Genomic DNA, 23,846 nt, shown 5'->3' with positions numbered 1-23,846 from the left:
CTCAGCCTTTTTGAAAAATAGAATTCTTATTTGTGTTTTGATTGCCTTCCTGTGCTCTCCGTCAATTATCGGCCAAACCACGGTTATTATTGATAGCCTTTATCAAGTATTAAAAGCGACCCATAATGACACTGTAAAAGCAAAGTCCCATTACGAACTTGGCTGGTACCTTAAGCTTCAAGATCTGAATGGGGCAATAGCACATATGGATTCTTCCATCACCATTTACAAAGAACTTGAACTTCCTGGTGAAATAGCATTGAGTAATTTTCAGTTTTCAGTGCTTTACAGACTTTCAGGGGATTATGATAAGGCCCTTGAAAGTCTAACAAAGTTCCAAGATTATGTTGAATCTGTTAAAGATACGGCGAACTTCACCTATGCATTTTATGAAAAGGGTGTGGTATATTCCCAAAAGGGAGATCTTGAAAAAGCCCTTGGAAACTTTATCGAGGCCAATAAACTATCAAGAGCGACCAGGAATGCTGACATGGTGGCTTCTACCCTGAACAGTATTGGTATTGTATATATTGATTTGAAAAAATACGATCAGGCAATTACATCATTAAAAGAAGCTGAGAGCACTTATAAAAATCTAGGAAGGAAAGATGAACATCTGGGGGATGTTTATTTTCAATTGGCCAATGCGTACAAAAACAAGAATGAACTGAAAAAATGCCGTTCGTACTATGAGAGAGCTTTGGCCAATTATCAAAACGCCGATAGTGATTTTGGAGTGGCCTTGGTCAATTTTCAATTTGGGTTATTGTTGAATGAAGAAGGACAATTTAGAAAGGCCATTCCCTTTTTTGAGAAGGCATATGAAATTCAAAAAAGAAATGACTATTCCACGGAATTGTTGCAAACATTGTCAAATTTAGCCACTGCCCATTCGGAATTGGGCAATCTAAAAAAGAGCGAGACATATTTAAAAGAGGGTGTTGCCCTAAATTCCAACAGCAAACAACATGTAAAGGAATTGAACCTAGAATTATATAGGCTTTTTGAGAAAAGGAAAAAATATAAAGAAGCCTTAGAATACCATAAAGTCTTCGTTGTTTATAAAGATAGTATCCTAAACGAAGCAAATATTAAAAACATTAATGAGCTGGATAAAAAATACCAAACCGAAAAAAAGGACAAAGAAATAGCAACACAACAACTAGCTCTCAGAGAACAAGAAACTGAGATTCAAGCCAAAAAATCCCAAAACAATTTTATGCTGGGAGGACTTGTGTTCTTGATAGTGGGTACAACTTTGTTGATATTTTTGTTCAAACAGCGTCAAAAACGGAAAAATCAGGAACTACTGACCCTAAAAAGAGAATTTCAGATTAAAACGTTGGAATCTTTGATCGAAGGAGAGGAAAAGGAAAGGCTTCGAGTTGCCAAAGAGTTGCACGATGGAGTAAATGGTGATTTAGCAGCCATTAAATATAAATTGTCGTCCTTGCTGGAAATGAACAATACTGTGATCAAAGAGGCAATTGCCATGATAGATGATTCCTGCAAACAAGTAAGGGCCATTTCCCATAATTTGATTCCGCCGTCACTGGAAAACTTTAATTTGTTGGAAGCCACTCAAGTCTATTGTGCCAATTTAAATGATGTTTCTCCCAGCATAGAAATCAATTTTCAACACCTTGGTGAAGATATCGATATACCTAAAAAAGCAGAAGTAAACGCTTTTCGGATTATTCAAGAACTGGTAACCAATGCGGTAAGGCATTCCGAAGCCTCACATATCAATGTTCAGATAAGTGCCCATGAGAATATTATTCAAATAACGGTAGAAGATGACGGCAAGGGCTTTGATAAACATACCATTGAAAGTGATGGCATTGGTTTGGGCAATGTACAATCAAGGACAGATTATTTAAATGCCACCACGGATTTCATTTCCAACGACAAAGGAACCTCCTATACTATTGACATTAATAAAGAACTCTTGAATGGAGACTAAAATAGCCATAACCGACGATCATGAAATGGTATTGCAGGGTATAGCTTCCATGCTTGAAAATACACCTGAAATTGCCATTTCGGGTACCTATAAAAATGCATCGGAAACCTTGGAGGGGATATCTAAAGTACAACCCGATGTTTTGTTGTTGGATATTAATTTACCGGATATTAACGGTATAGATTTAAGCAAACAATTGCTAAAAAAGTACCCAGATTTAAAAATAATTGCGCTCACCAACTTTGAGGACATCTCATTTATAAAACGCATGCTTAAAAATGGGGTGCACGGCTACTTACTCAAAAACACGGATAAATTGGAACTTTTGACTGCAATAACCCAAGTGTTATCTGGGGAGGTGTTTTTGCAAGCAGACCTACATAAAAAACTATTGGGTCAAACCAAAACAGCTAGTGATAATGGCCTAAAGCCTAAGTTGACCAGACGTGAGCATGATGTGTTAATAGCTATTTCTGAAGAATTGACCACTCAGGAAATCTCAGAAAAACTGTTCATCAGTCCAAAAACTGTGGAAACCCATCGCATGAATATCATGAGCAAGCTTGGGGCCAAAAATAGTGTGGGCATTATTAAAATAGCTATAGAGAAAGAGCTGTTGTAGTCCTTACCTTTTTCTTGGATTTTGGATGTGGTTTTTGATGAAAGAATCAGATAAAATTTGAGAAATCCGCCCACAATGTGGAGGCAAACTCTTGGAAGTCTGGAAGTCATTACTTATTGGTAGTTTGAAAGGCAGGTTCTTGTTCCTAGGACAATACTTTTCCCTGGACAAATACACCCATAAGTCTAATAATGTTGTTTACATTGGCATACTAAACAGTGTTCAATTTTACCCTCCTAATACAGTACCCAATTTAAACATTGGCAGGTACATTGCTACGAGAATGACCCCTACACAAGTGCCAACAACCAAGATAATCATGGGTTCCAACAAAGTGCTCAAAAGCTTGGATTTTTGCTGTACCTCAATGGCGTACTGTTGATTGAGCCTGTCAAACATAAATTCTGTCTGATTTGTCTCCTCCGCCACCTTCACCATGGATATCATCTTATTGCTAAAAATAGCTCTATCTTTTAGACTATTACTAAGACTTTCACCTTGTATGATTTTTTTATTCACCGAATCCAAAGCATCTCGCAGGGGATAAAAATCAATCATTTTACCGGCCATTTCGATGCTGTTCAGCATTGGGATCTTTGATGCTGTCAATAAGCTAAGTGCTCTGGTAAATTGTGCAAGATATACAGCTTTCAAAAAAGCGCCCAAATACGGTATTCTCATCATCAAATAATCTGCTGCCCTTTTGAATTTATCCTGTTTAAAAAGAAGTTTTCTCCCAAATACCACAACTATCAAGGCAAGTAAGATCCACCAACCATAATCCTTGATCAAATCAGAAACACTAATAATCATTCTGGTTATCCAAGGTAAATCCACATTGTTCTGCTTAAAGATATCCTGGAACATGGGCACAACCAATCGTAACATGAAAATTACCACCAAAACGGCCGTAATCAGAATAATTATTGGATAGGTAAGAGCATTTACCAAATCTCTTCGCTGTTCATTTTTCTTTGCAAAAAAAAGTCCCAGCTCCTTGGCAATGGTTTCCAACGTTCCAGACTCCTCTCCTATTTTTATTGAATAATACTCATACTCCGTGAATTCCTTTTTCTCCCGAACGGCTTCAGAAAAACTTTTTCCCGAAAGCAAGCTTTCACCCAAAAAATTGATAAGTGCCTTGTGGGATTCTCTTTTTTGACCATCTTCAATCAATTTCAAAGCTTCCTTTAATGTAATGCCAGCCTTGAGCAGAATACTTAGTTCTGTATAAAAATCTTCTTTCTTCTTGTTCGAAAAAGGTTTCCCAAACAACCTCACTTCACGCTCAAGCAATGGTTTCTTTACCTTTCCAATGGTATCATCTCTCTTTGGAGACTCCTTGTGTGCAATATTTTGAAGATTAAAACCCATTTTCTGTCAATTCATGAAAATTGCTGCATCATTGCTCTTATAGATAAAAAAGTGCTTTGTTTTACCCTCAATCACTCCAGCCAGCTCAATAGCATCAACAATACCCCCTTGGACCTCATCTCCTCTAAAATAGAGTTTATCAACCTTTAGGTTGGTATGAAAAGTATCCCTGTCCTTTAGAACATATTCCTTCATAAAATAATATGTAGTGGATTCCAATTCATTAGCCATGATCAAAGTGCTATTCCCATTGGTTACCTGAATTTGAGAATGCCTTCCAAAGTCAATCCATAAAGCTTGTTGCAATACATTTTCAATTGTTTTTGTTTCATAATTATCCTGAATGCCCCACATCTGTCGCTGTACCAAGCCTAACATGGAAAATGCCAAACCAACCACAATGATGGTCAAAAGCATAACCACCAGCATTTCACTTAGCGTAAATGCCGAAACTTTTCTATGGGTTATTTTTATCATAAAAAACATGCTTTATTGCCCGTACATTAGGTTCTTCGAAACGTGTAGCATTGAATTCTAAAACTCTATCACTACCGGATTGATTCAAATTAATTTCCCATCCTTCCCATTCTTCATAAAAGGGAAAGTTCAATTTTTTATGATTATACAGGTATTCCAATTTTCGTAAATGATTCTTCAATGGTTGGGTATTGTTCTTTACCTGTGCACCAAAAAGTGAATTGAGTACAAGGCTGGCCATCATAAACAAAACCACAATAAGTACCGTTGCCACCATAGTTTCCATCAAAGTAGAGGCTTTAACTTTTTTCAGTACATCCATTTTGCAATTGTTTTCTTATCATCCAGCACAAGACCAGCAAATTGTACTGGTAATATGCTGGAATCAATAGTACCGTTGAACAAATGATTTTGATATACACTCCCATTTTCAAGGGAAATAAAATTGTTGGTCCAGACCTTACCGTGCACCGTTCCCTTTAATTCCAGGTTTTCTTCACAATACACCTCTCCTTGAACTAAGGCGTTTTCTTCAATTTTTACTTGTGGAATGAACGAGTTTTCGGCCAACTTTCCATGATAGGAAACTACTCCGCGAACAGTGCTATTCTTTTTAACAAGAATATTTGGAATCCCATTTTTTTTGGGAACTACCCCTTTTTCCATGTTCACCAGTAAAGCAGAGGGATACTCCAGTTCTACATTTTCCTCAACAACTATCTCCCGTGAAGCTATGGCCTGTAATGACCCCTTAAATCCACTTTCTATTACAATTTTGGGCGCAACCAGTAACGCATCATTGATCGTACTATGCGCTCCAACTTCAATTTGACCGGATGCAACCACAATAACATTTCCAACAAGCTCTATATCATCGAGTCTAAGAACATATCCTGTTACCAATTGTGTGGATGATTTAAAGGAATTCATCACTTTCATATTTCTCTGGTACCTTAATTGACCATTTCCCTCATCCCCAAACAATGGGTTCAAAAGCTCTTCAAATGAAATCTTCAAAGACATATCAATAGAGGGAAGTTCTTTGGAACTGTGTTTCGTATTTCCAAAAACTGGAGTACTGTATTGATAAAAATGTCCGCCAATACCTCCTGGCCGGATTCCCTGTTTGGGTAAATAGGCGTTTCCGGTAATTTTTGACCGGCCGGCTATGATCATTGGTCTATCATTGTCCTTTAAATATAGTGCTGGGAATTGTTGCCCCATTGCTCCCCCAACAAGGGCTGTTTTAACATATTTGTTTTTTTTAAATTTTGTAACTACCGAATACTTTTCGAAAACGCCCCAATAAGATTTTTCAACATATACATTGATGCCATCATCTCCCGGTAGATTCAATAACACAGAATTGTTCAAGGGCAAATTTTGCTCCATGGCATATTGAACACCCATATCCGCTTTTTGCACTAGTTGGACAGTTTTCAACGTTTTTTTGTCAAAAAGTTGATGCGCTTGATGTAGTAGAACAAAAGTCAACAATAATACTGCGATCAACGCCCCAACAAATAAGACAAATTGAAGAGCCCCAGCCTTGACTTTTTTATTGCTCAGCATTCTGTATGGGTATTGTTTTTACGATTCCCTTATGTCTGACCCTAATGCTTTTGGAGGAACCGCCCAACAGGGTAACTCCATCATTGGTGCTTCCCTTCTTCATCAGCTTTTGATTGCCCGCTATGGTCACAAAAAAAATATTATCCTTGGTTTGGCCACCCGAAACAAGGCCTGTAAAAACTATATTGGGAAACGGTGTTGTAGGAGCCTTGACCTTAGTAGTACTTTGTTTTTTTCGGGTTGATTTGCTCCTTGTTCCCAAAAAAGGATCTCTATAATCTGCTATTAAACTAAATGTATCCTTTTTGATGGTTTTTTTAGGTTGATAATCATCGATTGCAACAACCGAGAGTCCGTCTGATTCTGGAGAGAACACACCAAGTAATCTGTACCCTATTATACCCCAAATGGCCAGGACAAGCCCCAACAAAACGTATGTTTTAACATTCTTGCTCAATTGTTTATGGTAAAGTTAAAGGTGGTACTGGGGTCGCTTTCATTGCCGGCGGTATCATACGCTTTTACAAACCAATAAAAGGTTCCGGCAGCTAAATCGATAGTAAATGTCTTATTGGCCCCCAGAGCCTTGGTTGAAAGATTCTGTAGATTCTCATCGGAGTAAATAAAAATACTATCACGTTCAGCTGTACCGGGAACATCTTCCCTGGTCCAAGAAAAGTTGACCGTAGCATTGCTTTGTGATGCCCCATTGGCCGGAGCCGCCAATTGCGGTATGTTGGGAGGGGTAGAATCCAAATTTTCATCCCCTTCTACTCGAAAACTGCTCAGTGAATACACCGTTTCATAGTCGCTATTCAATGCTTTTACCCGCCATGCATAGGTTCCATTAAGCAAATCCTGATTTATTCGTGTTGATACATTTCCCAAAGTGTCCTCTTGTACTATACTGTCCAAAATAATCTGAACGGTGTTATCAAAATCCGGAGCAGCAATTTGAATTCTATATGCTGCAGCTTCATTTACCTTCTCCCAATTAAAACCGACTGCATTGGATGCGATAACGCTTCCATCCGTTGGTGCCAAAATGGAAACCGTCTCACCAGTAATATCAGGGACTTCCAAAATATCTTCACAGCTACATACCCATACGAGTGCCACAGCCCATATCACCATACTAACCTTCCTCATAGTTCAAAATTTAAGATATGCTTTATCTCCATTTACCTTAGAAGCCTTCACATAGGTTCCTTTAGGACATTTCTGCCCTTCGGAAATGAGATTTTCTATAATTAAGTTATGATACTGGTCCTCGCCCCAGCAAAAATGATTGTATTGATAGCCAAATACATGCAATTCCGAAAAAAAGTACCGTTTTTCAAAATCACCGTTAATCACGACAAGTTGAACGCTTCCATACCTATCCTTCTGCAATTGAACTGCCTCTGCCTGCAGAAAAGAGGGCATATCGGTTTCTGGAACCGTAATATTCAAACCTGTCACCAACTTGTAAGCGTCATCAGCAGAAATGTAAGACCTTAGTTGGTCATGGGCCTCATTGTTCAACAAACTGGCGAGACCTACCTTATCCAGTAACTGTAACCTGAGGTATTTTGGTTTATAGGGTAACGAGTCGTTGTAGGAAATACTATTGATTTTTCCCGCCCTTTGCATATGTGCCGCATAGTCCAGATAACTTGTCCTATTGAACGGTAACTGTTGTACATCTACCTTAAGTTTAGACCATTTTGGAACCCCAATTTGCTCGGCGGCACTATACCACAAATCCCCTTTGGTCATCACCAAAGTGCCTAAATCTGGGAAACTCAACAACGCTTCTTCTTTTTGGGCTTTGTACGATTTGCAACTATGGAGCAAAGTAACTCCAATTAATATGAAGCCAAAAAATCTGGAATTTTTCATTGAATTTATTTACATCTAAAATAAAGAAAATTCATGCTTTTTTATCATAAAAAGCTTTCATCTTATCGTTTTAATGTAAAATGTCCAGTAAATACCTCACCCTCACCATACTCAAATTTAAACCAGTAGTCAGAAGCCGGCAAAGGTCTGCCCATGTATTCCCCATTCCATCCGATACCTTGCGGCGAGACTTGTTGCAACAGCTTGCCATATCTATCGTAGATATAAAGTTTGGAATTCGGATAATCATCAGCGCCAACTATATTCCAATTCTCATGGAAACCATCTCCATTTGGTGTAAAAAATCTTCGAAATCCTAATATAGTAACTTCTTGGTTTAAGGTCCTACATCCATATAGATCTCGGACATAAACAGTATATTTTCCAGGAAAGACCTCAAATTTGTTATTGGACTGATAGTTGACACCATCCATTGAATATTCAAAATCGCCAATTCCCTCAGCGCTCACGGTTACTTCAATGTTATCCGAAAATCCACTTGTAGAGATTTCAAAACTTTCAGGTGCTCCAGACGATACCACTTCGAAAAAAGTCGCATTTTCACAGGTTATACCATTGGTTGTTTGGGTCACAGTTAGTTGATAGCTGCCTAAATCAGCAATTTGGAGAATTCGTTGGCTCCCAATATTGTTGCCCAATCCATCCTGCCAAGAGTAACTTTCAAAGTTTCCCGGATCAATTATCAAATCCGGGTTGTCCGGACAAATAACATAGATGCCCTCTAAATTCAATTGGGGCAATGTACTTATACTAAGGTCAAAACTGGTTATATCGTAGCATGAACCCAGTTGGTTATGCTCAACTCTGGCATATAGGGTTTCATACATGTCAGTGTTTTGATAGCTGTTTTTTGAGACTGGATTTGCCTTGTTCAAAGCATCCAATTCTGAAGTGTGGTAGGTAACCCCATAAATGGCTGAATCCTGTCCATTAAGAACTTCAGCATCTTTCTGACTTAAATTGAAACTATAGGTTCCTGTTTCATCTGTATCACATATCACAATATCGGTTGGTACCTGTGCAGTTGGGGAATCCAATACCTGTAGTTCAAATTGTCCAATATCGAAACACTCCTCCTGATTGTTGTTTTCTAATCGAAAGTAAATGGTCTGGGGGTTAACAATGTTGGTATAATTACCTGCGACTGGGTTTTGATCCAGTTCAGCATCCATTTGGGATTCATAAAAGCTAAGGATACTACCCGAAACAGTTGTGAGGATTTCATCAGCTTTTTGGGAAAGGTCGAAAAGAAACTGTCCATTGTTGTCATCATCACAAACCAACCAATCGGGTAGAGCCGGTGCGACCGGTGTATCAAAAATGTTCAATTGAAAAGAAGTGGTATCGTAACAAGAATTATCCGAGATATTGGCCACACGCACATAAATGATTTTCTGGTATTGTGTGCTTGGGTAGATAATTGGCAAAGGGTTACTACTCGCATCCGCATCTGCTTGTGAATCGTGATAGCTGATCACAAGATTTGATGGATTCTGGCCACCTATCACTTCTGTTTCGGCCAGGGAAAGGTCAAAAATGGCATTGGCGTCATTGTTATCGTCACAGATTTCCAAATCGTTCGGGGTATTGGCAACCACCTGGCCAATGACCTCAATATTAAAACTACCCGTTTCAAAACATTCAGGGTAGGTTGCGTTTTCTATTCTAAAGAATAGGGTTTCATTTGGCAGTGTATTTGTATAATTGGTGCCAAGAGCGTTAGTTCCATTATCTGCATCTGTTTGGGAGCCGTGATACGTTATGGTAAAAATTGAAGCATCTTGTCCATTTAAGATTTCGGAATCCTTTATACTCAAATTAAAAGCATACTGATCATCTCCATCATCATCACAGGCTGTCCAATCGTCCACCACATTCAATATTGGAGCTTGTTTGAGCAAAATATCAAAGTTAGTTACATCATAACAACTGGGGTTTTCTATACTGGAAATGCGCGCATATATTGTCTCTTGGAAACTCATATTTGTATAGGGAACAGCTAAAGCGTTGCTCCCCAATTGGGCATCCGTTAAAGTGGGATGATAACTAACACTAAAATCAGTGGCTGATTGTACCCCCAAAACTTCACTATCCTTAGAGGAAAAATCGAAAGGCACAATGGCATCAACCAAGCAGATTTCTATATCAAGGGGTGCGTTTGCAACGGGAGTATCGGTTATTACAATATCCTTAACTTCAGTAGCGGTATCTGATGCGGTCGTTACCGTAACCGTAACCGTGTATGTGCCTATTGTAGCATAGGTATGCGTAGGGTTTTCTAGCGTAGAGGTATTCCCATCTCCAAAATCCCAAGCAATACTCAAAATAGGTTCACTTGAGGTGACATTAAATTCGGTTGCATCTCCTAAGCAAAGGTTGTCTGCGGAAAACCCTACAAGAAAATACGATTGTATAAAAGGAGGAAGACCCAACGCACTCGTAGCGACACCCAAGGACACCACATTGTCCTGATAGTTACAGGCCAATCCACTTAAATTGGGGTCATTGATTGCCGCCAGACTTGACTCTCCATGGTGTGCCACATAAATTTTGCCATCAATGGCCAATTGCAATGCCCCGGTTTCCCCATTTTTGGGGGGAGAAATGGCCAATCCGGAATTAATAATGGTTGTCTGATCATAGATACCCATATCAAACTGATACAAAGTACTGGTAAATGTGAAGGAAGCCGTCGAAACTGTGTTGCCTACGTATAATTTGCTACTATCAGGAGAAAACTCAATACCGTAGGGATTGTTACCTCCAAATAAGGGAGGAGGTGGAAAAAAAGAATCCAAAAGTATGGGACTACTTACCTGACCCGTACTGCTATCAAAACGGAAAAGCTCAGTGTGTACTGTACCTGCGGATGCCGAGGCCAAAAACTGACCATCAGGAGATACTTTTAGGTATCCTCTAACCCCTTGGCCGTTATACAGAATAGGGTGGCTAATCCCAACTCCGGAGACCACCGGAGTGGTATTAAGTCCTGTACCTGTGACCAAATAGGCTAAAAACTCATCGCTCCCATAGCGGTGGGACAATACCCAAATATCCGTGCCATTGGCATGTTCCACGGCGGTCAGTTTTTCGGTCACGGGAGTGGCCAGCGGTACATTTTTGGTGGTTACATCACCTAAGCCGCCATCCAATGTCATATCAACGATGTTGTACTGTAGCCCGTTTGATTCTCCCGCTTCATCAACGGTAAATACAAAGAAAATATTGGTATTAGCCGGTGATGGCACTATAATTCCCGACTGTGTGGAGGAGGGATGACCTAGAAGTCCTGCCCCATTTGGCATGGGCAGATGGTTTCTATTCCAAACCGTGATTCCATCGGTATAGAACAACAAATTGCCCGATGCATCTGAGATGGTAGCGCAACCCTCCTGTGTGGATAACGCTCCATTGGTCAAGGTCAGTGGGGACCCGGAGTTAAAATCAAGCCCTGCATTACGGCCAAAATACCAGATAGCAGCCTGTTTTTGGGCCATAACGGGCAATGTTCCCAAAACCAGCATCCCCAAAAGGCACCATTTTATCATTCCTCAAAGTTATGGACTTCAACAGGGTTAAAACAATCCACCACATTGCCTTCTACATCCTTAATGGCCACAGAACCCTTTGGGCATGTATCGTTATCGCATGGCGAAAAGGCCATTATACATATCAATGTAATCCAGAGGTGTTTTATGTTCATTATAGCCTGTTTACTCAGTGATACTCTGATCCATAGATTTCTCCAAGCTATGCTTGTTAGAAATAATAAATGCCTGATATAAGTTTCTCATCGCTGCGCGCTCCAAATAACCGTATCAAATGCTATATTCTCACTCCAATCCCAAATTTGAGCAGGCCAATGTTGCGAAAAAAATCAGAGTCCACATAACCTTGTTTTTTAGAAAGGCGGATGTAATCGTATTGGGCCTTGATGTATATGATACTGATCACATCATAACGCAAGCCCAAGTTTACATTAAGCCCATCAAAGCTGGGTTTTTCATCATAGCCCATATCCTCGCGTCCCAGTTTAAGGTCGTTGCTCAGGGATTGAAAGGTATAGCCCAAGCCCACACTGGGACGCAATTTGGGCAGGGCCTTACTATCTAAGGTAGCATTAAAACGTGGCTGTACCAAAGTGGACTTGCTCTTTTTAAACGGAGTGGGTTCCCCCAGATCATTGGGGTCTCCCTCACTGAACATTACATTGGTGGAAAAACCCAATTTTACCGGCCCCAACGCCACAAAGTCAAAACCGGCCTCTAGATCTATAATACCGCCCTGCACCACCTCAAAGGCATTGTCTCCCACAGCCAAAGGGTAATTGACCCCAACATACACTCTTTTGTTATCTAATTGAGCATTTGACATAAGCGCCAAGCTAAAAATGAATATGCTCAAAATTTTTCTCATTTTTAAGTTCATATGAAGTTTCCTTATTTTAAAATATTTTACTAATACAAGTTGTTATGAATTAGGTAATAAAAACAATTGATAAACATTAATTAATCATGATGATGTTTCGTCAATTTCACACAAAACCTTTAATTCACGAAGTCCGTGTATAAAATCTATAACCTTATCATTCTCTATTTCAAAAGTTACTTTTTCTTTACTTATAAGTTCATCTAAAATTTTTTTAGACTCAATCAACCCATTCTCTGTATTCTCAAAAATGAACTTTATAAAATCTAATCTGTTAAAGGATGGATTATATGAAACAATGAATATTTTCTTCATTTAAAATTGAAAATTAAAATGTTGTGTTTTCCCAGGAAATGCTCCTGTAGTACGTTTTCCAGTATTAATAATGACATTTTTAACACCATTTGATTTTGCAAACTCCCTTGCCAAATCCCTTATTCCGGTTATCCCTATTTCACCTGCAAAATCCGCACCTTCTACAATTACTTTGTCTCCAAACCTATAAAAATAACCCCCAATTTGGGTCTTTTTTCCATGAACCGACCCTTGTAATATAACATAATTATCTTCGTAAATATCAACGGCCATTTTAACGCCGGCACTATTTACAGTTAAAACTGGCTTAGAAAGTCTCGTCTTGGGAGAAAAGGATCTTTTATTTCTAATTGCATTTTTAGCTAGAGATCTGCTCAAACTTGATAAGCCAATAATTTCTGATATTCTTAAGGCTAATCCCCCAAATTCAACAACATTAATTACATCTTGAATTTTTTGTTCAGATATAGCTAGTGCAGCTTTATATTCTCCCATGGAAGCCTCATTATCTAATAGAAAATAATTCCGAGCATAAGACTTATGCTCACTACTATTAAAAAAAACTGTTACTTCATCAAGCTTCATAGCATAGAGATCACCGTTCCACTCCCAAATATCTCCATTAACATCAGTAACCTGTTGACCAATCTCTGTTCCATTGTCACATGGAATTGGGATATTATCATCGGTATATCCTTTTACACAACCACCATCTGGATCAACACCAACTATAGGATTATTCCCCATCCCAACATAAGGAGAATAAAATTGCCCATAAGGATCAACTGTCAACCATCTTCCAATCCGCGCATCCCATAACCGTAATTGAAAGGCTTCTTTATTGGTTTCACCATCCTTCTCTTGGCCTTGGTAGGTATAACGGTAACTATTCCCCAATGTGTTCATTCCCGGTAAGGTCATCCCAAAGGGGTAGTAATCCGTAAAACCCTGAAGGTTGGGGCTACTGCCATTCTTTTTAAAGAGGGCCCGTACATTGCCCAAATGATCGGTCAACTCGTATACATAGCTATTGTCCGCTTCATAACGCATGCCCAAACGTTGGCTTCCATACAAAGGCTGTTCCTGTAGGGTTATGCTACCCCCATTGGGTCGATAGTACATGGCCATGGGGTTGCCCGTAAAGTCCCGCACATAATAGGTAGTACCCGAAAGCTGCCCCCCTGTGGTATAACTTTCTTTTTTTACCCTATGCCCACGTTCATTATAATTGAATTTTACCCGGGTATTGCCACCAACGGTCACCTCAGTGACCAACCCTTGGGCATTATAGCTATAGGTAATGCCTTCCGCACTATTACCTGTCAGTTGCCCAATGGCATTATAGCTATAGTTGTTAGCTGCTTGGTCACCAATGTCATCGGCCCCAGAGACATCTCCACTACTATCGTCTACATGGGTCAGTCTATTGGGTTTGGCAGCATCATAGTGGTACGTCAAATTATCCATGGCATTAGTGTTGCCCGAGGTTTGTTTGTTCCGTATCAGCCGTTGAATATTACCATTGGCATCGTATTCAATACCTGTTACGTTATAGTCTCCGCTGCCATTTTCGTTAAACCCATCCAAATCTACAATCTTGGCATGGAAGTCACTTCCACTTTGTGCATGAAAATTAGGGGACAGCGTGATACTTTGAGTGGCTTCCAAATCTATGTTTCCACTACTACTGGTATAGGTGTTGCTATCGGTTATGGTAGGTTGTGCATTGCTGTTGCCCGTGCCAATAAAAGCCCCGTATTCTGCCTGGGTAAGCCAGTTATTTCGATCATAGGAATAGCTATAGATGCGCTGTTCCCCGCTTACCATAGTGCCAGGGTCATTGTTCCAACGAATTCCCTTAATATTCCCGTTCAACTGGTCCGTACCATACACTGTGGCCTCTATATTGGCCAATGCCCTTTGGTAATCTGCATTATGATAATCCACCTGCATACCAAAGAGGTCATTGCTATCTCCTCCGGGATCCAAACTGGAATTGCCCAAGGTTGGGTGGTTGATCCCTTTAAGCTGACCGGCCATATTGTATACATAATCGACTCCTTGGACACCATCTGCCAGCTCTACCCGTTTTAACCCTCCCGATTCATAATAAAAATATTCAGCCTGAGTGGCATAGCTGATATCATCGGTAGAGGTCTCCACTTTAATAAGTTCATTGGCATTGTTATAGGTATACCTATGGATAAACTCATCCGAGGCATCTTTTTGATAGATGACCCGGGTCACCATTCCTGTAATGGGATCGTATTCATAATCCAAAGTCTTTATGGTCCCAATACCATTAATGTTCTGTACCAGCCATTCCAACCTACCGTATACATCATAACTATAAAGTGTAGTGCATTGGTCGTTCTGCGTAGCTGCTACATTCCCCGATAAAAATGTAGGGTCGGTCCTCCCGCTATAGGTGGAGGTATTGAACTGGGAAGGAAAAGAGTCATAAAACGTGGTCACTACTTCCCTTTTGGTACCAGAGGGGAGGGAACCGTCCACATCCGCAGTGGTAAAAAGTGAGCTTTGCAGCACACCGCTTTCTTCTGGTCGTCCGTATTCATCATAATTGGTATATGAAAATTCGTTTGCCGTTGCTTGAACAGCATTTTGGGAAAACCGGATCTGTCCATCACTTCGATATCTGAATTCCACCACTCCTTCGTCTGGGCTCTTAGTATATATCAATTGTCCCAAACTGTTATAACGATACTCTGTACGTCGGGCATCATTGTTTCCTTGTATGGGTTGGTATGAAAACACGAGTCGGCCTGCATTGTCGTATTCATTTAATGCATAGTCATAATAATTTTCATGATAGGTCACAGTGACCGGACTTGCCGGGTTATAAGAATCAGGATCATTTACTGAAACCCTATAAAATCCATTGGGCAAGCTATTGGCAGCTGTTACCGTAGATTCTGTAATCAAATCGTGTGTAGTGATGGAGTATCCATTGGCACTTACTGTAAAACCCATGTTGCTACCGGAAGGCACATGGATATCAACATAACCCAATCCGCCTATGGTAAGCGTAGCCGTTCTGGAAGTGGCACCGCCACTTCTGGCCGCTGCCAAAACTTTTCCATCTCCATCTGTAAATACCACATTTTCCACACCATGTAGGTCCCTGCTTACTGTTTTATTGATTTTGTAGGCAGCGTTGGCGTAAGTGGCATCATTAAAAGCGACACTTTGGGAAAGTTCATTACCTGCTTGCATGGTAAACGTATAACCTTGTGGCCATTCGTTATTAATTTTATTTCCACCTATAGCTTTAATAGGGGTTCCTGGGTTGAGTTCACTATATATGACCCTTGAAAAAGGGTAAGAAGTTACATCTTGATAAGGTTCTCTATTGTTGTTACTGCTATAGTACCAACCCAAAGTATTATTTTGGGCATTAACCGTGGACGGGCTATCGGGATTAGTCTCAAAATCGGCCCGATTATAGGCATTTCCTGAACTGTCTTGAATAAAATCATCTTTGTATTCGAAGTAACCGTTAATTCCAATAGGGGCTCCCAAAGTGCTCAATGCTGGTCGTCCATAGGAGTCATACATAGTTTGAGTTGCCCAAATCTGACCTGTTTTAATATCCAAACTTTGAGTTTGGGTAGGCTTACCAAGACCATCAAAATAATTGATTCCATTTCCTTTAATGTTGCTATCTGTATCATATGCTATAGACCAAATCCAGTTTTTATCTCGGTCATTGACCACTAAAGGATTTCGTGTTGTACAACCATTATTGGCCTGAGGGCCATTAACCGTTGGGCAAAGATCATTTTTGTTTAACACATAACTTCCGTTAGAGTCATTCGGAGGTTGTGTACATTGCACCTTATTATAGGTAGAAGATGCCCCGAGGCCATCGCCGTCGGCATCTAAATACCATAGCGTTTCCGGGTTAATATCTATATCGTTATCGTCACAGTCTCCAGCATCTTCCACATAACCCGTAGGTGCAAAACTTTTGTAAACTGTATTGGAGCTGGTCCCATAATCATCTCCATCATTGTCGAAATAAAAAGTTCTAGGCTGCACATTAGTAATTCCGCCATCGGTATCGTCATAATCCCCTCCTCTTGTTACTGGGTTCTGCATCCCTGGGGGTGGTGTACATCCATAGGACCCTGTTGAGGAGTCTCCAAATGTATCATTATCCACATCTGCATACCAAGTTCTCTTAATAGTGATGAAAGAATCGCTATCATCACAGTCTCCGCTATTCCTAGAAAATCCTGATGGTGCTGTCGACGTACCTTGGCATATAAAGGTGCTTGTGTTTCCTCCATAACCATCCCCATCATTGTCCACATAAAACTTGCGAGGATAAACCGAGGAACTGTTATCATTGCAATCTCCACCCTTTGTTGCATAATTTGCAGGATTTGAACCAAAAAAACATGTTTGGGAACCAGTTCCAAAGCCATCACCATCACCATCATAATATCCCAATTTTCCGCAACCATCAGGTCCATCATCAAAACAATTGGTACAATCCTGTGCAGATACTGAAATAATCCCTGCAAAACAGGCAATCAATGCTGTGATTAGTATTTTTTTCATTTTTTCTATTTTAGTTTTGGTGTTGTATTTCATCTCTATAAGGCTTATTGTTGGGGAGTTCCTCCACCTCCTCCACCTCCATTGTCAGCGCAGCCTTTGTTGAAATAGGCCACCTTTATCTTAATTTCTCCACTGCCAACATCTCGGATTTTAGTTTTAACCGCATAGGCATTGTAACCATAAGACCCTCCAGAACAGGGAATGGTAGCACTTATAGTAAATTGATTATTGGTTGTTTCTGTTCCATAATTGTTCAATGCGGAGACTTCCGCCGATGAAGTTACCAATCCATGAGCATAGCTATATCGATAATTCCCAGATCCGCCACTTGGTAAAGTGGTAAGAACCCCAGTGCTGGAGTAACCATTGGAAGCAGATTGTGCCACCTGCATATCACTATAGACCTCATTGTTGTCAATGATTCCATTGTTATTCGCATCCAACTCATTGGCTACCTTATGATTATACTGGTTTTCACTTATGATTCTGAAACCGCCGGTCAGGGATGGAGTATCTCCAACTTCGGTGTATGTTCGAATCAGTCTCCCTGCCTCATCATATTCAAATTTTGTGGCCAGATTGGTCCTCCCCAAAATGGATGTCAGTTCATCCCATTGATTATAAACATAAGATGTCATGTCCACTTCAACAGGGTGAATCCTGAAATCATCCACAATTACAGTACTACCCATTGTAGTAACATAAACATTCTTCGTATTTTGAATGTCCGTATAAAAATTCAACTGCGTCCAGTTTCCTGCAGATATGATTTCATCTGAATCATAATTAATATTTGTTCCCCCAACATTTACTCGAACATTGGTATAAGAACCGGTTAATGTCCAAAGCGAAATTTTATACCCCCTTGCTGCTCCAGCTCCATTGCTTACTGTAACCCTGTAAGCTGTTTCTCCTGAATCCACTTGAAGCGCATGGGATCCTGTATGGGCTGTAGATGACAAAGAGGCTGTTCCACGTTGAACACCTCCAGAAGAATTTGGCCCTTGTAAATCTTCTGCACCAGAATAGAAAAACTTATCCTTGCTCGTACTTCCGCTTGCAAAAACTTTCGAATCATCATCCCCCATCTTAGTCGAAGCCAGATTTTGGTTGACATCCATTACTTCAATAGGACTAGAAAACGCATTGTAAGCTGTAATTTCTGAAAGTTGCTTCCATTCTGAACTTTGAGTAACATCTATATCATCTACCTCCAAAGACCAATCAAAACCATCATCGTTTGAATCATTATACCCAGTGAAAATTCCATCTGAGTTAGAGGTTCCTTGCCAAGTATAGTTTTTATGTTTTCTCCAAACATTATGATTCCTATTCAGAGCGACCTGATTAGGTGGGTCACCTACCCATTCGGTAGAGGTATATTCGTAAGGCTTCCAGGTGGTAATTCCAACCGAAACCAAATCGGACAAACCATTGTAATAGGTTTTGCTCATGGCATTTTGAACCAACATATTTTTATTGCTCGGATTATCCACTTTACTCCCCATTTCTGAATATTCAGAAATGGTATAAGCAGGCACAGTTACCACATTCATCTCCTCACCTCTAGCAGAAGTGGTTTGAATCCTTGTTGCTTGACCTGTTATCGGATCTAAATCCTTGAATTCTGTGGTATACGAATATCCTCCATTATATGAAGTAGTCGACTTTAACATATTTGGATAGCGAATCCTTGAGGAAGCATTTATTAACCACCTATCAGTTTTGTAAGATGGGACATAGTCCACCTCTTTATATGATTGGTACGATTCCTTGCCTTGCCATATTGGAACATTCTGGGTTGTATAATATTCATTTGAAGTTCTACCCAGTATATGTCCCTCGTTATTTATGGTTTTTACCTCTAAAAGCTGTCCAATAGAGGCTAGGTTGTCTTTAACTGTATAGCTTTTTATATCTATTTCTCGGTTTGATGCATCAGTATATGTGTTATCGCGATTTGTCTCTATTTCATAGAAATCGCCATATTTTATAGAAGTCTGGGATTTCTCCTTCATCACGTTGAATCTATATACAGTCTCAATCAATGAAGGCTGTCCATTAGCTTCGTTCTCAACGGAAACATATTCATACATTGCTCTTGGCGCCGGAAGTTCCGCACTATAAGGAATTTCCAATTGCTGTTCTGAATCAAAAGGCAGATAACTTACATACCCCCATCCACTTTTGTTTTCACCATACGAATACACCGTTTTATAGGTATCCGCCCCATTGGTAGCAGTAATAGATTTAGCACGAATGCCGCCTTGTTCATAAAGTACAGATGTTCTAGGATAATATGTTACTTCAACAGAGTTTGTGGGGGTAAGATTTATGTGATAACATGGTATACTAAGCGATTCTGTGGTTTGGTTCCCATCCAAGGATGCCAAATAAACCCCACCTCCTAAATTTGAAGTTATTGTTCCCAGTCCTTTGTATGAATATTTAATAGAGGTGGTAGTGCCAGTACATTCCTGTCTTGTGTAGTCAATGTAAACCTTATCACCTAACAAAATTCCTAAATCATCAGTTGTATTATTGGTCAACTTGATATCCGTAATTCCATAATTATTGGAATTAAATTCGGAAATGTATTGCCCAGAATCCGTAAACTCCAGCTGATTAGTGATGCTTTTAAATTTATTGGTCTCATATTCAATTTCCAATTGGCCTCCTTCAGGAGTATTTATGGTCCTTAGAGACCATGCATCATTAAGGTTTTCATAGTATCCATAATTATCTCTTCTATCTACATTATAGCTTAAAGTACTATGCCAGTAATCAAAAGTATATGGTGGTAACAATTGAATACCTTGTTTTCCTTTAAAACTAACTCCTAACAATGTAGATCTGCCAAAACTGTTTTGAGTGTTGGGTGCTCCGGTTACCAAACTGTTATCATAATTGAACTCAATACTTTTAACGATTTTGTCTTGAATACTGGAGATGTTATCCCCTGTATCCAGTACATTGTCCAATATGTTAATATAGACCGTTTCGCTAGGTTTTTCAGAATCGTTAAACGAAATGGTAAAACTCTGGGAGGAAGAAGCGCCATAGTGTTTCGTAATGGTATCATCCTCCTCGTTAAGCAAAATGATTTTCTGAAGACGCAGCTGATTTTGTGAGGGGATAGTAAAGCGATTCACATAGTCACCACTGTTTTGATTCAAGTCATCAATATGGGAAACAGAATTATAGGCCCAATCTACAGAACGGCCATCCAATCGTTCCTCTTTTACAAATAATGCAGTATGGGTCCTAGTTTTTACTTTATCCAAATAATACATTTCCTTTCTCCCCTTGATCCAAGTCTTTATATCATCATCATCTGGATTAGTTAAATAATCTTTCCCGTAAGGCGTTTGCCAAACAAAGGCATCGGACCACTTTCCATACTCAAAACTCGTCCAATAGCCGTAGTCTCCCCTGTCGGCATAACCATTGGCGTTTTTATCAACATAATCAGGCCCTGTCACAGCAGTCAGTAACCAATGCGTGGCATAAGGTTCCAATTGCCGCTTTTCAAAATAGGAATCACTTTCAGTCTTTGGGCTATCATTATTATTTTTTATTATTCCGAATGTACGGGTAACAGTTTCGTGATTATAAACAGGTAAGGAATAATGATATGTTTTACCGTCCGCTGCGGTAATCTTAAATGCTCCGATTCCTTGTAGAGGTTTGGCATCTCTATTAAATCCAGTATTTGCAGGCTTTAAATACCCTAAACCTTTAATCGAGCTGTAATTATCCAAAATCTCAGCATTGGTATAATACTCAATGTAATTTCCAGTTTTACGTCTTGTATTTGGAGTAACATTAGTAGGTCCTGAAAAGTAATCAGTGATAATGGTATTATTTGATGTTGAAGAGTCAAAGTTAGCTTCATATGTATTTAAGTGGGTGCTGATTTCATTATCAAAATAAAAGTTTGGAGTCTGGTTGAATTGCGTATGATCTGGTGGCGCTGTCGATGAACCATCAATTAAATAATCCAATGTAAAATCATCACTGTTAGTCCGATTTGTCAGACCAAACAGCGCCCCATTTTCAAATATCCTACTTGTCATTCCGCCTGATAGCCCTTGCGCCTGAACATTATAACGATCATAATTTGGAAAAACAGGATTGTTATTCGTCACATCAGTTGAAGAACTTATTAATTCGCTATCAATCGAAAATTCATTTATATCCATAAAAGACTCCCCCAATGTTATCGTTTTTTGGCAAGTTTGAATACAAACATTATTGGGTCCTCTAACACAACAATAATCAACAATTTCCGTAGGGTTCTGAGATTGAGCAAAATAAACAGGCCCATTTACGTAATTCTCTTCTTTTTTTCCCAGATAATAACGAAACTTCTGCTTTCCAAAGGATAGACTAAAAAAACCTATAGGAGTTGGAACCACCAAAGGAATATTGTATCCACTGGATTTGACGACATAATCCCCCATTTTTACTGTGTTACTGAAAGCCAATTGGAGGCCAACACCAACGCCGCCGTCTACATCATTTCCAGTTAGATTAGTAACTCCTCCATTTATTCCCACCCCTGATGAAGACATGCTTATCCCCACATAACTTGAATTGCCATTCCCTGTTTCGCCACTGTACCCAAGGTTAACGTTTCCAGAAGTTGAGGCTCCAATCTTAAACCCTGAATCATTTTTAATCCCAATGGATCCATTAAAACCACTTCCAGAAACGCCGGCTCCCAATGATAGACCACCTGCCGTTGTCCCTCCTAAACTAAATCCCGTGTTTCTCCCCACGGATAGATTTCCTCCTATGCTGCCTGCATCTCCTGCAAATTTGTAACCAAAACCTACACTAACCGTTCCTCCCAAACTCAAATTACTCCCCCAGGATAACCCTAAACCAACCGAAACTTGTCCTTCAGGTGATGTATACCCTACAGACAAGGAATATACCTCTTCACTACCCCCTTCATCATAGAAATATTCCGTCAACAATGCTGAATTGTAGTCATCGGGATAGCCATTGACTGACCTGTTAATGGCCCCAGGGTTCAGGTTCCATCCAAGCCCTACCCATGAAGCTTCTTGATCCATGGCAATACCTGCATGATACGCCAAAGCCAAAGGGTACCCCCCTTCGGGTGATGGCACATTCAACAATGGTAATACGTAACTGAGGTTTCCTGTTGACAGGTTTACCATATCCGTAGCATCCACAGGTTCAAAACTTGTGGCTTCAGGTGTTGTTGGCCCATTATTGGAAGCCAATAACATATTTACAGGAACTAAACTGGGCAGAAAAGTAAGTGTTAAAAACACTGCCATGACTTTGTGGGAAAATTTGGTTTTCTTCATCGTTGATATTTGATTATTTAATTGCATTTGTTATTGTAATAGGCTACAACCTCTTCTATGTGTTTCTTTTTATATTCCCTTTTCTGGAGTTTCTCCACTAAAGAGGGACAATTTTTAAAGTATTCTGAAGCCGCTTTTTTGAAGCTTTTTTCAAAAAGTTGATTTGAACCCATATGTATGGCTTCTTCATTTTCTTTTTTAAGGTAATAACGGTTTATGGCATAGAATTGTCCTCCACCAAAACCGGTTCCTCCAACACTGCCAACACCACCAGGCCCAGTTGGCATATATCCATGGGAGCTTTGTTGATATAAACTAACTTTTCCAGCTAATTTCAATTCGAGCATAATCGGTCCTTCCACATTTTTCACTTGAATACTGCGGTATCTACCCCATTCAGCCCCTTGCTTAATTCTAAATGACTCCAATTCCTGGAAGGAAAAATATTGAGGTTTTGCTTTTTTTTGAGACCAATACTTAACTTCATTGTTTTTCAACTTACCCAACCCTTCCATTACACGGCCATCGTGAAACTTAATCAAAACAGGTGCCTTTTGTCCAACAATTGGGTTTGATAATATGAATGATCCTATCAAGGCCAATCCCATTTTTAGTTCATTCTTCATACCTTAAAATTCAATTTTGGTTCGTTGGTTAAGCTTTTTGTTGGGATTTTAAATCCGACCTCTCCTGTAGAAAAACCTAAGTCTTCTATGGTAAAATGGAAGAATTCTCCTTTCAACAATCTTGGATCTTTGGGATATACCAGTAACATATTTGTGCTATTGGACATGCCATACATTCTTGGATAGCTATAGTCCGCCATAGGAATGGTATCTCTTTTTTGACCAATAAGGTGTACCTTTTCTGCCATTCCAAATGCCAGTTGGTTCACCATGGCTCCAAAGGCGTTCCTATCACTCGCCTTGCTGTTGAGCAGTTCTTGATCATTGGCGCTCATACTTAGATTGAAATACAGGTAATCGCCATATTTGTTCCTAAGACTGTCTACCTTGAACTCGGTATAGTTATCCCCAAGTGCCTGTTTAACCAAGATGTCTGTGGGCCGATAAGTCAAAGTATAGATTACATTGCCTACCATTTTTTGGTGATGGTATCCATTCTCTTCATCCTTTACATGAGACCATAGTTTGGACACTGAATCAAAAGTGTTCGGTTTGCATGACGCCACTGAGCACAACAGTGCAATTGTCATTGCACAAATCCCCATCTTCTTTTTAAAGAATATTCGGTTTGCTATTCCCAT

17 protein-coding genes are annotated in these 23,846 nt (G+C 39.7%); 2 read left to right on the top strand and 15 right to left on the bottom strand.

Annotated elements, in window-relative coordinates:
- The first annotated feature begins 10 nt into the window (after positions 1–10).
- Positions 11–1,963: a tetratricopeptide repeat-containing sensor histidine kinase gene (locus tag DX873_RS00995; RefSeq protein ID WP_116182672.1), complete on the top strand. Its 1,953-nt coding sequence runs from the start codon at positions 11–13 to the stop codon at positions 1,961–1,963.
- The gene (locus DX873_RS00990) at positions 1,953–2,585 is read left to right on the top strand and encodes a response regulator (protein WP_116182671.1); all 633 of its coding nucleotides are present in this window, start codon (positions 1,953–1,955) and stop codon (positions 2,583–2,585) included. The genes DX873_RS00995 and DX873_RS00990 overlap by 11 nt, the downstream gene beginning before the upstream one ends.
- A 228-nt stretch (positions 2,586–2,813) precedes the next feature.
- Here DX873_RS00990 and DX873_RS00985 read toward each other — a convergent pair whose 3' ends face one another.
- The 15 genes from DX873_RS00985 to DX873_RS00920 form a co-directional block, all read right to left on the bottom strand.
- The gene (locus DX873_RS00985; RefSeq protein ID WP_116182670.1) at positions 2,814–3,959 is read right to left on the bottom strand and encodes a type II secretion system F family protein; all 1,146 of its coding nucleotides are present in this window, start codon (positions 3,957–3,959) and stop codon (positions 2,814–2,816) included.
- A 6-nt stretch (positions 3,960–3,965) separates the two neighbouring features.
- Positions 3,966–4,436, bottom strand: a complete 471-nt coding sequence (locus DX873_RS00980) for a PulJ/GspJ family protein (RefSeq protein ID WP_116182669.1) — start codon at positions 4,434–4,436, stop codon at positions 3,966–3,968.
- Positions 4,417–4,758, bottom strand: coding sequence for a hypothetical protein (locus DX873_RS00975; protein WP_116182668.1), 342 nt, complete (start codon positions 4,756–4,758; stop codon positions 4,417–4,419). The genes DX873_RS00980 and DX873_RS00975 overlap by 20 nt, the downstream gene beginning before the upstream one ends.
- Positions 4,746–6,008, bottom strand: coding sequence for a hypothetical protein (locus DX873_RS00970; protein ID WP_116182667.1), 1,263 nt, complete (start codon positions 6,006–6,008; stop codon positions 4,746–4,748). Before DX873_RS00970 ends, DX873_RS00975 begins: the two co-directional genes overlap by 13 nt.
- Entirely contained in the window at positions 5,995–6,465 is a 471-nt protein-coding gene (locus DX873_RS00965; protein ID WP_116182666.1) for a hypothetical protein, read from the bottom strand. The genes DX873_RS00970 and DX873_RS00965 overlap by 14 nt, the downstream gene beginning before the upstream one ends.
- A complete protein-coding gene (locus DX873_RS00960) occupies positions 6,462–7,157 on the bottom strand; it encodes an Ig-like domain-containing domain (RefSeq protein WP_147296583.1) in 696 nt (231 codons plus the stop codon). The genes DX873_RS00965 and DX873_RS00960 overlap by 4 nt, the downstream gene beginning before the upstream one ends.
- A gap of 3 nt (positions 7,158–7,160) precedes the next feature.
- On the bottom strand, positions 7,161–7,889 hold the full coding sequence (locus DX873_RS00955; protein ID WP_116182664.1) for a hypothetical protein: 729 nt from the start codon (positions 7,887–7,889) through the stop codon (positions 7,161–7,163).
- 62 nt (positions 7,890–7,951) lie between these two features.
- The gene (locus DX873_RS00950) at positions 7,952–11,458 is read right to left on the bottom strand and encodes a T9SS type B sorting domain-containing protein (RefSeq protein ID WP_116182663.1); all 3,507 of its coding nucleotides are present in this window, start codon (positions 11,456–11,458) and stop codon (positions 7,952–7,954) included.
- Positions 11,455–11,613: a hypothetical protein gene (locus DX873_RS18795; protein ID WP_181899414.1), complete on the bottom strand. Its 159-nt coding sequence runs from the start codon at positions 11,611–11,613 to the stop codon at positions 11,455–11,457. The genes DX873_RS00950 and DX873_RS18795 overlap by 4 nt, the downstream gene beginning before the upstream one ends.
- 122 nt (positions 11,614–11,735) lie before the next feature.
- The gene (locus tag DX873_RS00945; protein ID WP_181899413.1) at positions 11,736–12,326 is read right to left on the bottom strand and encodes an outer membrane beta-barrel protein; all 591 of its coding nucleotides are present in this window, start codon (positions 12,324–12,326) and stop codon (positions 11,736–11,738) included.
- Between the two features lie 96 nt (positions 12,327–12,422).
- Positions 12,423–12,653 (bottom strand): hypothetical protein, encoded by a 231-nt coding sequence (locus DX873_RS00940; protein WP_116182661.1) that lies wholly within the window; start codon positions 12,651–12,653, stop codon positions 12,423–12,425.
- Positions 12,654–17,237, bottom strand: a complete 4,584-nt coding sequence (locus DX873_RS00935) for an RHS repeat domain-containing protein (protein WP_181899412.1) — start codon at positions 17,235–17,237, stop codon at positions 12,654–12,656. It abuts the gene before it with no gap.
- A gap of 44 nt (positions 17,238–17,281) precedes the next feature.
- Positions 17,282–22,579 carry a hypothetical protein gene (locus DX873_RS00930; protein ID WP_116182659.1) on the bottom strand — a complete coding sequence of 1,766 codons (5,298 nt, stop codon included), beginning with the start codon at positions 22,577–22,579 and terminating at the stop codon, positions 17,282–17,284.
- A gap of 17 nt (positions 22,580–22,596) precedes the next feature.
- Positions 22,597–23,205 carry a hypothetical protein gene (locus DX873_RS00925; protein ID WP_116182658.1) on the bottom strand — a complete coding sequence of 203 codons (609 nt, stop codon included), beginning with the start codon at positions 23,203–23,205 and terminating at the stop codon, positions 22,597–22,599.
- A complete protein-coding gene (locus DX873_RS00920) occupies positions 23,202–23,846 on the bottom strand; it encodes a hypothetical protein (protein ID WP_232520827.1) in 645 nt (214 codons plus the stop codon). Before DX873_RS00920 ends, DX873_RS00925 begins: the two co-directional genes overlap by 4 nt.

The organism is Flagellimonas nanhaiensis, assembly GCF_003382275.1.
GTDB lineage: Bacteria > Bacteroidota > Bacteroidia > Flavobacteriales > Flavobacteriaceae > Flagellimonas > Flagellimonas nanhaiensis.
This window is presented reverse-complemented; position numbering and strand designations above follow the sequence as displayed.